Source organism: Collinsella sp. AM28-11LB, assembly GCF_003469895.1.
Taxonomy (GTDB): domain Bacteria; phylum Actinomycetota; class Coriobacteriia; order Coriobacteriales; family Coriobacteriaceae; genus Collinsella.
Genome location: NZ_QSKJ01000001.1, coordinates 256,689 through 270,759, shown reverse-complemented (window position 1 = coordinate 270,759; position 14,071 = coordinate 256,689). Strand labels below are relative to the sequence as shown.

At 62.6% G+C, this 14,071-nt stretch carries 11 protein-coding genes; 9 read left to right on the top strand and 2 right to left on the bottom strand.

Annotated elements, in window-relative coordinates; genetic code table 11:
• Positions 1–142: 142 nt before the first annotated feature.
• Positions 143–2,359, bottom strand: a complete 2,217-nt coding sequence (locus DW732_RS01120) for an acyltransferase family protein (protein ID WP_117794600.1) — start codon at positions 2,357–2,359, stop codon at positions 143–145.
• 187 nt (positions 2,360–2,546) lie between these two features.
• Between DW732_RS01120 and DW732_RS01115 the strand changes: the two genes are divergently transcribed.
• The 7 genes from DW732_RS01115 to DW732_RS01085 all read left to right on the top strand — a co-directional run bounded on the left by DW732_RS01115 (position 2,547) and on the right by DW732_RS01085 (position 10,721).
• A complete protein-coding gene (locus DW732_RS01115) occupies positions 2,547–3,542 on the top strand; it encodes a ribokinase (RefSeq protein ID WP_117735639.1) in 996 nt (331 codons plus the stop codon).
• A gap of 4 nt (positions 3,543–3,546) precedes the next feature.
• Positions 3,547–4,521, top strand: a complete 975-nt coding sequence (locus DW732_RS01110) for a nucleoside hydrolase (protein ID WP_117735640.1) — start codon at positions 3,547–3,549, stop codon at positions 4,519–4,521.
• A 203-nt stretch (positions 4,522–4,724) separates the two neighbouring features.
• On the top strand, positions 4,725–5,735 hold the full coding sequence (locus DW732_RS01105) for a LacI family DNA-binding transcriptional regulator (protein WP_118098217.1): 1,011 nt from the start codon (positions 4,725–4,727) through the stop codon (positions 5,733–5,735).
• 256 nt (positions 5,736–5,991) lie between these two features.
• A complete protein-coding gene (locus DW732_RS01100; RefSeq protein ID WP_118098215.1) occupies positions 5,992–7,392 on the top strand; it encodes an L-fucose/L-arabinose isomerase family protein in 1,401 nt (466 codons plus the stop codon).
• Positions 7,393–7,394: 2 nt separating this feature from the next.
• Positions 7,395–8,231, top strand: a complete 837-nt coding sequence (locus tag DW732_RS01095; protein ID WP_199569674.1) for a transketolase — start codon at positions 7,395–7,397, stop codon at positions 8,229–8,231.
• Positions 8,224–9,165 carry a transketolase family protein gene (locus tag DW732_RS01090; RefSeq protein WP_118098213.1) on the top strand — a complete coding sequence of 314 codons (942 nt, stop codon included), beginning with the start codon at positions 8,224–8,226 and terminating at the stop codon, positions 9,163–9,165. The genes DW732_RS01095 and DW732_RS01090 overlap by 8 nt, the downstream gene beginning before the upstream one ends.
• Positions 9,166–9,230: 65 nt before the next feature.
• A complete protein-coding gene (locus tag DW732_RS01085) occupies positions 9,231–10,721 on the top strand; it encodes a glycerol kinase GlpK (RefSeq protein WP_118098211.1) in 1,491 nt (496 codons plus the stop codon).
• 264 nt (positions 10,722–10,985) lie between these two features.
• On the opposite strand, the gene DW732_RS01080 is transcribed toward DW732_RS01085, so the two are convergent.
• Positions 10,986–11,777 (bottom strand): MurR/RpiR family transcriptional regulator, encoded by a 792-nt coding sequence (locus DW732_RS01080; protein WP_158570721.1) that lies wholly within the window; start codon positions 11,775–11,777, stop codon positions 10,986–10,988.
• Positions 11,778–12,029: 252 nt separating this feature from the next.
• On the opposite strand from DW732_RS01080, the gene DW732_RS01075 reads away from it, so the two are divergent.
• Positions 12,030–13,304 (top strand): glycoside hydrolase family 1 protein, encoded by a 1,275-nt coding sequence (locus DW732_RS01075; protein WP_118098208.1) that lies wholly within the window; start codon positions 12,030–12,032, stop codon positions 13,302–13,304.
• Complete coding sequence (locus DW732_RS01070; RefSeq protein ID WP_117798869.1) at positions 13,301–14,068, top strand: ChbG/HpnK family deacetylase; 768 nt, start codon at positions 13,301–13,303, stop codon at positions 14,066–14,068. The genes DW732_RS01075 and DW732_RS01070 overlap by 4 nt, the downstream gene beginning before the upstream one ends.
• The last annotated feature ends 3 nt before the right edge of the window (positions 14,069–14,071 follow it).

The window sequence follows — 14,071 nt, the reverse complement described above, 5'->3', positions numbered from 1 at the left end:
GCTTGGAAACAACGCTCGGGGTGGCGAGGCGTCCAGAATTCGGTCGCAAGGAGGGCGTTCCTCGGCTGTGTCAGGAGTGTCCCTAGGTGCCGGCACATAAGGAACGTCCCTAACTGCCGGAGGGGGGAGTTTGCGCTGCAGGTTACTTGTCGGTGCCCAGCTTGTGCGGCTTGAGAGCGAGCGCATTGACGAGCGCGTCGGCGGCGGACTTGACGGCTGCCGGCTGCGGATCGTTGACGTGGTCCTCGGGGTGCACGGGCAGGTCTTTCTTGACCGCATCGTGGATCAGGTTGAGGTACTCGGTCACGCCGGTAGTCGACAGGTGCGTGCCGTCGCCATCGAACAGGTCGTTGCGGTTGGCACTGTGCCCGTACCAGTCGATAACGCGTACATTCTTGTAGCGCGTGGCGGCGTTGGCGATGGCCTGGTTCGTGGACCCGACCCACGGCTGCGGGCTACGCGTGTTTACAAACACGACAATACGCTGCTCGCCGGCGTCGGCCATGATCGCATCGACCTGGGCGTCCGTTACCAAACCGTTAGTGCCCAGGGCAAAGACCACGATCTTGCCGGCAAGGTTCTGCTGGATATAGCCCTCAAATGTCGCGCGGCCCGCATCAAACTGGCGGCCCTTTTCGGCATCGATATGGCTGTGCGGGAACACGCCGTCAAAGGAATCAACGGCGCGCAGCGACACGGAGTCACCGATCATCAACAGGTCGTAGGAGCCATCGGGGAAGCCGTCGTTGTCCTTGTCGGTGTCGTCGGCCGCCTGCTGGTCGGTGGGCGCGGTGTTTTTGGCTTCCTTGTTGAGGACTTCGGCGCCCTCACCGCTCAGCGCGGAGGTCTCCGGCACAAAGATCAGGCCGCCCAGCGCGATAACAAGCACGATCCCGCAAGTGGCGCACACAGGAATATGCGCGCGCACCCAGTTGGCGGGTGTGGTGGTGCCGTCGCGGAACTCGGCGACGGTACGGCCGAAGGCGCCCTTCCTAAACGGCGTCTCGATAAAGCGATACGAACATTCGGCCACGGCGATCACCAACAACACCTGCAAGATGTACTGCCACCAGGGCGTGTCGTTGATGTTGGCGACCGGGTTCATGAGCAACAGCAGCGGATAGTGCCACAGGTAGATGCTGTACGAGCGCTTGCCAACCCACACGAGCGGCTCGGTGGACAGCGCGCGGGCAACCATTCCCTGGGGCTGCACGCAGGCCGCGATGACCATGAGCGTGAGGATGGAACATAACAGCGTGCCGCCGCGATACTGGAACGCGGTGTAGCCGTTGGTGAGCGCGACCATGGCGGCAAGGCCAACCAGACCCACGACGCCCAACACATCGATGGATGCGGGCGAGGACCAAAAGCGCACGAGGGCGCTCGGCTGTGCCGGGGCGGTCTCGGCTGCTTCGTCGGCCTTCTCGCCAGACTTGCCCTCGGCGTTCTTGCCGTGCTTGGCGGCGCCAGCCAGGCGATTGAGCCCCAAACGATGAGCGAGACGCACCGGCGCCAGGTCGCGATCGGGGATAAAGGCCATCCAGGCACCCAGCAGCAGCGAGAACACGCGGGTGTCGGTGCCGTAGTACACGCGGCTGGGGTCGGCGGCAGGGTTATAGAGCAGCATCATGGCGAGGGCAGATACCGCGGCAAGGCCCAGAACCACGCGGCGCGTGTTGGGCTTGCTCACATGCATGGATACCATGGCAAACAGCAGTGGCGGCCAAATCAGGTAGAACTGTTCCTCGATGGCAAGCGACCAAAAGTGCGTGAGCGGCGAGGGGTCGCCCAGAGCATTGAAGTACGAGACGTTTTGGGCAATCTGCCACCAGTTGTTGAAGAACAGCAGCGACGGCAGGATGTCGGGGCGCATCTTGGTGAGCATCACGTGGTTAAAGATGGTGCACAGCGCGCAGGTCACGAACACTACCGTTACCACGGCGGGGACCAGGCGACGGATACGGCGGATCCAGAAGCTTTTGAGGTCGATGCGGCCGGTCTTAGCGACTTCGTTGAGTAGCAGGCGTGTGATCAGATAGCCCGAAAGCACAAAGAAGATCGTGACGCCGAGCAGACCGCCCTGCGCCCACGTGAGGTTGAGGTGATAGAGCACCACCGCGACGACGGCAAGCGTGCGCAAACCGTCGAGCGCAGGGATATAGCGGGACTTGGGGCGAGCAGGCGTCTGCTCCGCGGCGGGAGTGTTGGCGCGGCCCTCGTTGTTGGCGGAAGCGCGATGGGGGCTCGCGGTGCGTCGCGGCTCGTTGGCACGGCGTTCGCCCTTCACGCGTTCGTGCGGCGCCGGCTCGTTGCCCGTGCGGCGTCGACCGCGCGAGCCCGATTGCGAGAATTGTTCCATAAAACATCATCCAATGACGAGAATAATCAGCACATATTCATTGTAGCTGCCTGCCCCTGTGAATGCTTGCTGCTGGCGCAAGCTCAAGCGCGCGTCCACATCAAAGTGGACTAAAGTTATAGGGGGTGCGAGAGTGCACAATCGTTGGTCGACGGTGGGCGCAAAGCCTGAAGGCGAGGAGGTTTCCATGGCGGATCACAGCATCGTTGCGGTGTTCGGCAGCATGAACATGGACCTTTCGGTGGCGTGCGAGCGCATGCCGCGCGCGGGCGAGACCGTTGGCGGTAGCGGTTTTATCACCAACGCCGGTGGCAAGGGCGCTAACCAGGCCGTTGCCGCTGCGCGCATGGGTGCGCGCACGTGCATGATCGGCGCTGTTGGGCGCGATACCTTTGGCGATGCGCTCGTGGCAGGGCTCCAGGATGCCGGCGTGGGCGTTGAGTTTGTGGCGCGTCGCGATGACGTGGAGACCGGTACCGCGACTATCATTCGCTGCGAGAGCGACAACCGCATCGTGCTGTCGCCGGGCGCCAACCATGCGCTTGCGGGCGAGGACGTTGCCCGCGCACTGAGGCGCTTGGTGGCCGACGAGCTCGACGGCGATGCCAGCGAGATTGCCCCGGCTGCCGGAAGCGTCTTTATTGCCCAGGGCGAATGTGACCTTGCGGCAACGGCCGCGGCACTCTCTTGCGCTCACGAGCTGGGGTTCTATACGATCTTTAACCCGGCGCCCGCCTGCGACCTGCCGGCAGGAGCGTGGCCAGCGGTCGACCTGGTCTGCCCCAACGAGACCGAGTGCCAGGTGCTGACGGGCGTTCTGCCTACGGATGATGCGAGTTGCGTCGCCGCGCTCAATGCGCTGCTCGACAAGGGCGCCGGGGCTGCGGTCATCACGTTGGGCGGCGCCGGCTCGGTTACGCTCGGCGATGGCGGTGAGCCGCTGCGCATGCCGGCGCTTTCGAGCGCGGTGGTCGATACGACGGCCGCGGGCGATACGTTTATCGGCGCGTTGGCGGCAGCTCGTCTGGAGGGCCTGCCGCTCTTTGAGTGCATGGCGGCGGGCGCTCGCGCCTCGGCGGTGACGGTGTCGCGCCTGGGCGCTCAGCAATCAATTCCCACGCGTGCGGAAGTCGAGCACAAGTTTGGTTTAGACGGTTTGGATGTAGACGGAGAAGCGGAGTAGAACAATGGCAACCAAGAAGCTGATCCTTGATCTGGATATGGGTGTGGATGATGCGATGGCGCTTGCCTATGCCATCGCGAGCCCCGAGGTGGAGCTCGTCGGCATCACCACGTGCTTTGGCAACGTGCGCGTCGAGCAGTCGGCGCACAACTGCTTGGCGGTGCTCGACCTGTTGGGCCGTCCCGAGGTGCCGGTGTACCTGGGCGCCGATCGTCCCATGAAGGCGACCGAACCCTACACGCCGCCGGCGTCCACCACGCTTATCCACGGCAAGAACGGCATTGGCGGCGCAAGCGTGCCCGCCTCGCCGTATGAGCCGGTGGGCGCGACGTCGACCGATGGCAATGCGGCGGTCGATTACCTGATTGATGCCGCGCGTACTTATGGTCCCGATCTGGTCTACGTTGCGACCGGCCCGCTCTCCAACCTGGCACTTGCCTTGGAGCGCGATGCGGCGGCGATGATGTCCATCGGCCGCGTGGTCGTGATGGGCGGCGCCCTTACCGTGCCCGGCAACGTGAGCGCGGGCGCCGAGGCCAACATGGCGGGCGACCCCGAGGCTGCCGACGCCGTGCTGCGCTCGGGCCGCAAGCTCACCATGGTGGGCCTGGATGTGACGCATCGCGTGGTGCTCACGCGCCGCGACGTTGCCGGCTGGACGGGCTCGGGCACTATGGCTGGCTGCGCGTTTGCGAGCATGGTCGAGCACTATATCGGTTCGTACGAAATGAACGCGCCCTACCTGGGCGGCTGCGCGCTGCACGATCCGCTGGCGGTTGCCGTGGCGATTGATCCCACGCTCGTGGGTGCGCTCGGCTGTAACCTGCGCGTTGACTTGCTGGGCGAGTACCGCGGCCGCACCATCTGCGATGAGCGCCGTGTGGCCGACCCCGACAAGAGCGCGCTCGTGGCGCTCACCGTGGACGCCCCACGTTTCCTCGCGGAGTTTAAGGCGCGCATGGCCCGCGTCCTGGGCTAAACGGTTTCTGTGCCCCGTTCCAGATTAGCTACCGAGTAAATGCGCCCGTTGGGGGAATAGTTGTGCCGCTTCGCTTGACAACAGGCTAAACTAGCTATTAAACATTTACTATTCTGTTTAGATTGAATTTGCGGTCGTTTAGTTGTCGAGTCACAGGGCGGTCAGGCCACGATGCTCGACCGCGACCGTTACTAGGGGGAACAATGGCCAAAGCAAGTGTCCGCGAAATCAGCCGCATCACCGGTTTTTCGCCTGCGACCGTGTCCAACGCGCTCAACCGCAAGCGCAGCGTGAGCGAGGAGACCGCCAAGGTCATCCTGGAGTGCGCGCAGTCGCTCGGCTATCAGCAGTCGACGCAGCTCGAGAGCATCCAGTTTGTGCTCGCGCGCAAGACGGGCGCCATTCTGGACGAGAGCACCTTTCATCCCGCAGTCATCGAGGGCGTGGAGCGCCAGGCGCGTCGCCACGGCATGAGCACGAGCTTTGTCTCGCTCGACTTTAGCGACCTGGACGCCGTGCGCCCGCAGGTCGAGGGCCTGATTGCCGATCCGTCTGCAGCCATCGTGCTGATGGGCACCGAGCTGGGCGAAGAAGACTACGCCCTGTTCGCTAACGCCGCTGCCCACCTGATTGTGCTCGATGGCTGGAGCGACCGCCAGTACTTTGATGCCGTGGTCATTGCCAATACCGATTCGGTGCTGCGCGCCGTGGACTACCTTATCGAGAAAGGCCACAAGCAAATCGGCTATCTGGCGGGCGACCTTCGTATCCGCAACTTTAAGGATCGCGAGCGCGGCTATCGTCAAGCGCTTGAGGATGCGGACCTCGAGGCCAACCCGGCATGGCGTGTCACGCTGGGCACCACACTCGAAGGCGCCTATCGCGACATGGGTGTGTGGCTCGACAACGCCTCGCACGAAGATCTGCCGACGGCTTTCTTTGCCGAGAACGACGTGCTTGCCGTGGGCGCCATGCGCGCGCTGAGCGAACACGGCGTACGCGTGCCCGAGGACGTCTCGATCATCGGCTTTGACGACCTGTCTCTGGGCGCCTTCTCAAACCCGCCGCTCACCACGGTGCACGTTCCCAAGCACGAGGTGGGCGAGATCGCGGTGCGCCGACTGGTGGGCAACATCCGCAATCCCAAGAGCTATACCTGCAAGACGGCCGTATCGACGTATTTTGTCGAGCGCCAGAGCGTGCGCGAAATCTAGGCGAAGGCAGCATCGCTCGCGGCGCGTCAAAGCGCGCGAGGGCAGTAAGTGCAACACCGTTCAAAAGGGGGTCCTTCGGGACCCTTTTTTGTTCTCCTTGTATGTTCAGTTTGTTTACATACCGTTTAGGCTGATTTCTCTACCGCCTGCGGGTATTTCGCGCTAAACTTCTAAACAGAATAGTAAAACATTTAGTAAACAAAACAAAACGAAACAATCGTCTGTTTACTGAACATGTGACTAGGGGAGGACGTACATGGATAAGATCAAGCTCGGCTTTGTGCCCACGCGCCGAAGCATTTTTAGCGCGCCGGACGCGATCAAGTATCGCGGCCTGACGGCTGATCGCCTGCGCGAGATCGGCGTCGACATTGTGGACATCGACGACATCAACGACGAGGGCCTGCTGTTTGACGACAGCCATATCGAGCCTATCGTCAAGAAGTTCCGCGCCGAGGGCGTTGACGGCATCATGCTGTGCCACGCCAACTTTGGCACCGAGTACGTTTGCGCCCGCCTTGCCCGTGAGCTCGGCCTGCCCGTGCTGCTGTGGGGCCCGCGCGACGAGCGCCCCGAGCCCGACGGCACCCGCCTGCGCGACAGCCAGTGTGGCCTGTTCGCGACCGGCAAGGTCCTGCGCCGCTTCCAGGTTCCCTTCACCTACATGACCAACTGCCGCCTGACCGATCCCGAGTTCGAGCGCGGCGTCTGGGACTTTTTGGCCGTGTGCAACGTGGTCAAGACCTTCAAGCACACCCGCATCCTGCAGATGGCTACCCGTCCGTTCGACTTCTGGTCCACTATGTGCAACGAGGGCGAGTTGCTCGAGAAGTTCAATATTCAGCTTTCGCCCATCCCCATGACCGAACTTGTTCAGGCCGTGCGCGACGCCCAGGCCGACGAGCAGGCCATGGCCGCCATGCTTGCCCACATTCGCGACAGCTTTGAGATCTGCATCCCCGAGGACAAGGTCCCCGCGGTTGCAGGGCTCGCTATCGCCATGAAGCGTCTGGTCGATAAGTACGGCTGCAACGCCGGCGCCATCCAGTGCTGGAACGCTCTGCAGGACGAGCTGGGCATTATGCCCTGCGCCGCCAACGCCATCCTCAATGAGATGGGTATCCCCGTCGTGTGCGAGACCGATATCCACGGCGCCATTACCGCGCTGATGGTCGAGGCCGCCGACCTGGGCCGTCACCGCGGCATGTTCGCCGACTGGACCGTGCGCCATCCCGATAATGAGAACGGCGAGCTGCTGCAGCACTGCGGCCCCTGGCCCTGCAGCTGCGCTGCCGTCAAGCCCAAGCTCACCTACCCGCTGGCTTTCGATCACCCCGGCGCGCTGACGGCCGAGGCCAAGCACGGCGACCTCACCCTTGCCCGCTTTGATGGCGACAACGGCGAGTATTCGCTGCTGCTCGGCAACGCCCGCGGCATCGACGGGCCGGCCGGCATGGGCACCTACCTGTGGGTTGAGGTCGACAACCTCAAGCGCCTCGAGGCCAAGATCGTCGAGGGTCCCTACATTCACCACTGCGTCGCCATTCACGCCAACGTGGTACCGGTGCTCTACGAGGCATGCAAGTACATCGGCATCGAGCCGGATCTGTACGACCCCATCGAAGAAGACGTCAAAGCCTACCTGCGAGGAGAGTAGAAATGGCAACTATCGAAGAGCTTGAGTCCCTGCGCTGGGACCTCCGCCGCGATTGCGTCGACATCATCATGGCCGGCGCCGGCGGCCACATCGGCGGCGACATGTCGGTCATCGACGCGCTCATGACCCTCTACGCCAACCACCTCAACATTTCGCCCGAGACCGTCGGCGATCCCAACCGCGATCGCTTCGTGCTCTCCAAGGGCCACGCCATGGAGGCCTACTACGCGGTGCTGTGCCACGAGGGCTATCTGGATCTCGACGACGTCAAGGCCCGCTTCTCCAAGTTCGGCAGTCCTTACATCGGCCATCCCAACAATAAACTCAAGGGCATCGAGATGAACTCCGGCTCGCTCGGTCACGGCCTGCCCGTGGCGGTGGGTATGGCGCTCGCCGGCAAGATGGACGGTCGCGACTACCGCGTCTACACCATCATGGGCGACGGCGAGCTTGCCGAGGGCTCGGTCTGGGAGGGCGCCATGAGCGGCGGCAACTACCAGCTCGATAACCTGTGCGCGCTCGTGGACCGCAACCGCCTGCAGATCAGTGGCAGCACCGAGGACGTCATGAAGCAGGATTCGCAGGAGGAGCGCTGGGCCGCCTTCGGCTGGAACGTGCTCTCCATTCCGGGCAACGACATCCAGGCCATCGATGCCGCGCTGACGTTGGCCGCTGAGACCAAGGGCAAGCCCACGGTCATCATCCTCAACACGGTGAAGGGCTATGGCTCGCCCGTTATGGAGGACAAGGCCGCCTGGCATCATCACCTGCCCAACGATGAGGAATATGCCCAGATCATCGCCGATTTCGCTGCCCATAAGGAGGCTATCAATGGCTAACAAGATCGCCAACCGCAAGGTTATCTGCGACACGCTGCTCGAGGCCGCCGAGACCGATAAGGACATCGTCGTCCTGTGCTCCGACTCCCGCGGCTCCGCATCGCTCACGCCGTTCTTCGATCAGTATCCCCAGCAGTCCGTCGAGGTCGGCATCGCCGAGCAGGACCTGGTGAGCATCGCCGCCGGCATGGCTTCGTGCGGCAAGAAGGCCTGGGCCGCCTCGCCGGCGTCCTTTGTGACCACGCGCTCGTATGAGCAGTGCAAGGTCGATGTCTCGTACTCCAACACCAACGTCAAGCTCATCGGCATCTCGGGCGGCGTGTCCTACGGCGCCTTGGGCATGAGCCATCACTCCGCGCAGGATATCGCTGCCATGAGCGCGATTCCCAACATGCGCGTATATCTGCCGAGCGATCGTTTCCAGACCGCCGAGCTCGTGCGCGCCCTGGTTGCCGACAACAAGCCGGCCTATATCCGCGTGGGCCGCAACCCGGTCGAGGACGTGTATACCGAGGACGAGTGCCCGTTCCAGATGGACCGTGCCATCTGGGTACGTCGCGGCACCGATGTGACGATTGTCGCCACCGGCGAGATGGTCCGCCATGCCGTGGACGCCGCCGACCTGCTGGCCGAGCAGGGTATCTCCGCTACCGTGCTCGACATGTACTGCGTCAAGCCGCTCGACGCCGAGGCCGTGATTGAGGCCGCCGGTGCCACGCGCGCCGTCGTGACCGTCGAGGAGCACAGCCCCTTTGGCGGCCTGGGCTCCATGGTCGCGCAGGTCGTGGGCGAGCATTGCCCGCGTCCGGTTAAGTGTCTGAGCCTGCCCGACGCGCCGGTCATCACCGGCACGAGTCCCGAGGTCTTTGCGCACTACGGCCTGACGGGTGCCGGAATCGCGCAGACCGTCGCCGAGTTCCTGCCCGCAGAGTAATTGGAATGTGACAAAGGGACAGCCCCTTTGTCACATTCGATTTGACGGAAGGAATGGGAGAGTACATGAGCAAATACATCATCGGAATCGATCAGTCCACGCAGGGCACGAAGGCGCTGCTGGTGGACGAGGGCGGCCACCTGATTCATCGTGCCGATCGCTCGCATCGCCAGATTGTCAACGATGCCGGCTGGGTGAGCCATGATCCGACCGAGATTGCCGCCAACGTGCTGGCAGTGGCGCGTGCCGTGGTGGAGGAGACCGGGGTCGATCCGGCCGATATCGCTGGCATTGGCATCTCCAACCAGCGCGAGACCACCGTTGCCTGGAGTCGCACGACAGGCGAGCCGCTGTGCGATGCCGTGGTGTGGCAGTGCGCCCGCGCCCGTGAGCTGTGCGACGGGTTTGCTGCGCGCGAAGGCGTGGCCGAGCTGGTGCGCGACACGACAGGTCTGGTGCTCTCGCCCTACTATCCGGCGGGCAAGATGGCTTGGATCCTCGCGAACGTTCCGGCGGCTGCCGAGGCCGCGGCAGCGGGCGAGCTGTGCCTGGGCACCATCGATGCCTGGGTGGTCTGGACGCTCACGGGCGGCGCGGAGTTCCGCTGTGACTGGTCCAACGCCAGCCGCACGCAGCTCTTTGACCTGCGCCGTGGCTGCTGGAGCGAGCCGGTGTGCGAGGCCTTTGGCGTCGACGTGGCCTGCCTGCCGCAGGTGACCGATTCCGATGGCCTGTTCGGCACGACGGACCTGGGCGGCTTTTTGCCGGCACCCGTGCCCATTCACGGCGTGCTCGGCGACAGCCATGCGGCCTTGTTCGCGCAGGGTTGCCACAGCCGCGGTATGGCCAAGGCGACCTATGGCACCGGCAGCTCGGTCATGATGAACGTCGGCGACGAGTTCGTTGCCAGCTCGCACGGGCTTTCGAGCTCGCTCGCATGGCGTATGGACGGCGTGATCGAGTACGTGCTCGAGGGCAACGTGAGCTACGCCGGCGCCGTCAAGACGTGGCTGCGCGATGATCTGGAGCTCATCAACAACCCCGAGGAGGTCACCGACCTGTGCTACGCCGCCAATCCGGCGAGCCGCGTCTACTTTGTGCCGGCGTTTACCGGCCTGGGCGCGCCGCACTGGGCAAGTGATGCCGAGGGCTGCGTCTTTGGCATGACGCGCACCACGGGTCGCGCGGAGTTCGTAAAGGCCGCCGACGAGTCGATCGCCTATCAGATCTTCGACGTCATTGATGCGATGGTCGAGGATTCGGGCGCCGCACTGGCCGAGCTTCGTGTTGACGGCGGCCCCACGCGTGACGCGTACCTGATGCAGTTTGAGAGCGACTTGGTCGGCTCGCCCATCCGCATTGCGAGCAATGACGAGATGAGCGGTCTGGGCGCAGCTTGGGCCTGCGGCATTGCGCTGGGCATGTACGCGCGCGATGTCGTTGACGTCTATGGCGCCCGCGGCATCGTGGAGCCCACCATGTCCGTCGACGAGCGCGCCGAAAAGATCGCCGGCTGGCGCCACGCCGTCGACGCTACAATCGCGTATACCGCCTAGACGGCTGCGCGGCGCCCAAGCGCCGCATCTTGCCGTTCAAGCCGTCGCTTGCGTACCAAAGTACGCGGCGCTCCTCTTTCACGGCAACCTGTGGCGCTTGGGCGTCGCTCGCCTTCTGCCGGCTATTCCCTGAATCTCATCTGGCTTTCTGGGACGGGGATTATAAAATCACGGTAGGAGTGCGGCAACCGCCTCGATCAATACCTTTCCATGGCGAAAAGCTCGCGGCTCGCGGGAGGGACGCTGCTTCAATTGTGAGCGACTCTAGCGCCCCGGCATGTCATCGTACGGGCGATTGGGCGCGCTCGGGAAGGCATCGCTTCCATATTGGAGCAGATACTGCTGAACGACGAGGTCAATTGCCGCGAGCGCCCCGTATTTGCCCGTGTCGTTGGCATTCGACTCGCCGCACTGCATGATGAAGGCGGCCTGATTCCAATATGGGTTCGAGGCGTTTTGCGTGATTGCCAGCACGGAGCACTTGCTATCCCTGATGCTGTTGCAGACATCGACATATCGAATGGGATAGCTGCCCCCAACGCTGCAGATGATCGCCAGGTCCTCGGGCTGGAGGGATTGGGCACATGCAAGCTGGGAGGCTTGATCCAGATACAGGTCCATGACCTTTCCCATAGAAAACAGCTTGTTCTGAAGGTAGCGTCCAGTATCCCAAAGAAAATGATGGGAAAAGAACGCGACTCGGCGGCAATTATGAATTGCATAGGCGATTTTTGGAAGTTCGGCCAGGTTTTTCTCGGAAATGGTCGCGGCGATGTTTTGCTGAGCTTCCCTCGCATATTCAAGAAACGTCGCGTGCGGGTTCGCGGTGAGATTGCAAAAGAAGCGCTGGGAGTAGTCGTAGCTGATGGGATAGTCGACCCCGAGCGCGTCATGCATCTCTTTGAAGCTCTCGTAGCCTAAGAATCGGCAAAAACGCGAGACGGAAGCCTTCGAGACGTAGCACATATCGGCGATCTGCGCGATGGACATGTCCTTGAGCGCGTCGTAGTTTTCCAACATCTTGACGGCTATCTGATAGTTGTTGTCGCGCTGCATGCTGGTGTCTATATAGCTGAGGAGCTTTTCCCCAACAGAGCCCATCGGGTTGGCACAATTCAAGAGTCCACTCCCATCAGACGTTTCAAAACCATTAAATACCAGCGGGTTTCATATCGTGAAACTCATGTCTCCATTCTGTAACATCGGTGTCCAGGATGGAACGCAAAACCCTGTGCATTCGTGTTGTACTCAATGGTAACAGGAGCCGGGCGATTAAGCCCGGATGCGGATACATGAAAGGGAGATTGCATGGCACATCAGTCGACTTCGGTATTTCCCGAGACGTTTCTCTGGGGCGTCGCGACCGCTGCGCACCAGGTTGAAGGCAACAACGTGAACAGCGACACGTGGCTATTCGAGAATGTTGAGGACACGGCGTTCATGGAGCCTTCTGGCGACGCGATGGACCACTACCATCGTTTCCGCGAGGATATCGCCCTTATCGCATCTCTTGGCCTCACCTCCTATCGTCTGAGTGTCGAGTGGTCGCGCATCGAGCCGGCGCGCGGCTTGTTCTCCAAAGCAGAGCTCGCGCACTATCGCGAAGTGCTCCAGTGCTGCCGTGACAACGGTCTCAAGACGATCGTCACACTCCATCATTTCACGTCGCCGATCTGGCTGCTCGCCCAAGGCGGCTGGGAGTCGCCCGAGACTCCCTCCCTTTTCGCGCGGTACTGCGCGCGTGTGGTCGAGGAGATGGGCGATTTGATGGACTACGCATGCACCATGAACGAGCCAAACCTGGCATGGCTCTTGGCTGATGTCGGGGCCACGTCGCGCAACGCCTCCGATCGCGCTGAGGACCCCATGTTCCGCAGCGTCGCCAAGGCGTTGGGAGTCGAGCCGGCATCCCTGGCCCAATTCCAGTTCGCAGCCACCGAGCGGGCGTTCGATGTGAAGCTCGCCGCTCACAAGGCTGCCGTTGACGCCGTGCATGCAATCCGTCCCGATCTCCCGGCAGGTTGGACGCTCGTGGGAAGTCCCTTTAAGGCGGCTCCCGGTGGCGAGGAGCGCGCCGCAGCTGCCCGCGAGGAGATTTGCGATCGCTTTTACCGTGCTTCCGCAGGCGATGATTTCGTGGGTATCCAGACGTACTCGCGCTCGTGGTACGGCGCGGATGGCCCGGTTGACCCGCCTGCCGGCGTGGAGCTCACCCAGCGCGATGAGGAGTTTTATCCCGAGGCCATCGAGGAGAGCCTGCGAGCTGCTTGGGACCAGTCGGGCACGCCTCTGTTCGTCACCGAAAACGGCATAGCTTCCGAGGACGACGAGCAGAGAGAGCGCTTTTTGGATCGAGCTGTCGCCGGTGTGGGGCGTTGCGTCCGCGACGGTATCCCGGTCTTGGGATACACCTGCTGGTCCGCGTTTGACAATTTCGAGTGGGTTTTCGGGTATGGCCCGAAGTACGGGATCATCTCCGTCGACCGCGAGACACAACGCCGCACCGTAAAGCCAAGCGCTACACACCTGGGAAGCATAGCGCGCTGTAACGGTGCCTGCGTCGAGATCGGTGATGCCCGATGAAGCGCCTGCTGATACGCGCCGACGACCTTGGCTACTCTCGGGGCGTCAACTACGGCATCGTCGATTCGGTCCGCGGCGGACTCGTCGGGTCAGTCGGGGTCATGACCAACATGGAATCCGTGGACCACGGCCTCGAATTGCTCGACGGGCTCGACGTGTGCCTTGGCCAGCACACGAACATCTGCGTCGGCAGGCCGCTTACCGACCCTGCGCTCATTCCGAGTCTCTGTGGACCGGATGGCATGTTCAAGCCGAGCGGGGCGTATCGGGACGCCATGAAGCGGGGAATCGACTTCGTGGTACTCGATGAGGTCGTCTTGGAGATCGAGGCTCAGTATCGAAAGTTCGTATCGCTTGTGGATAGAGAACCCTCCTACTTTGAGGGTCATGCGGTGGCGAGCCCGGCGTTTTATAAGGGGTTGGAGATCGTGGCGGAGCGCCACGGACTGCCGCTGTTCCCGATGGGCGCGCCGGGGGAGGCGGTCACGTTCAAGAGCACGCGTGTCGCTGCGTACATGCCCACAGATTTTCGCGCCTATGAGATGGATCCGTTCTCGGCGGTGCGCGGCGCCGTCGAGAATGCGAACGACGACGCGTGCACCCTCATGGTGTTCCATCCGGGTTATATCGATGCCTATCTCATGGACCACTCGAGCATGATGACGGCGCGGGCGCGTGAGGCGTCGATGCTTTGCGATCCCGCAACCCGTGAATGGCTGGTGAGTCAGGACATCGCGTTGGTGACATACGACGATCTGAGCTAAGGA

What these genes read in the sequence shown, in the direction of transcription:
- DW732_RS01120 (WP_117794600.1), bottom strand. Translation starts at nt 2,359, where the DNA reads ATGGAACAATTCTCGCAATCGGGCTCGCGCGGTCGACGCCGCACGGGC.
- DW732_RS01115 (WP_117735639.1), top strand. Translation starts at nt 2,547, where the DNA reads ATGGCGGATCACAGCATCGTTGCGGTGTTCGGCAGCATGAACATGGAC.
- DW732_RS01110 (WP_117735640.1), top strand. Translation starts at nt 3,547, where the DNA reads ATGGCAACCAAGAAGCTGATCCTTGATCTGGATATGGGTGTGGATGAT.
- DW732_RS01105 (WP_118098217.1), top strand. Translation starts at nt 4,725, where the DNA reads ATGGCCAAAGCAAGTGTCCGCGAAATCAGCCGCATCACCGGTTTTTCG.
- DW732_RS01100 (WP_118098215.1), top strand. Translation starts at nt 5,992, where the DNA reads ATGGATAAGATCAAGCTCGGCTTTGTGCCCACGCGCCGAAGCATTTTT.
- DW732_RS01095 (WP_199569674.1), top strand. Translation starts at nt 7,395, where the DNA reads ATGGCAACTATCGAAGAGCTTGAGTCCCTGCGCTGGGACCTCCGCCGC.
- DW732_RS01090 (WP_118098213.1), top strand. Translation starts at nt 8,224, where the DNA reads ATGGCTAACAAGATCGCCAACCGCAAGGTTATCTGCGACACGCTGCTC.
- DW732_RS01085 (WP_118098211.1), top strand. Translation starts at nt 9,231, where the DNA reads ATGAGCAAATACATCATCGGAATCGATCAGTCCACGCAGGGCACGAAG.
- DW732_RS01080 (WP_158570721.1), bottom strand. Translation starts at nt 11,777, where the DNA reads ATGCAGCGCGACAACAACTATCAGATAGCCGTCAAGATGTTGGAAAAC.
- DW732_RS01075 (WP_118098208.1), top strand. Translation starts at nt 12,030, where the DNA reads ATGGCACATCAGTCGACTTCGGTATTTCCCGAGACGTTTCTCTGGGGC.
- DW732_RS01070 (WP_117798869.1), top strand. Translation starts at nt 13,301, where the DNA reads ATGAAGCGCCTGCTGATACGCGCCGACGACCTTGGCTACTCTCGGGGC.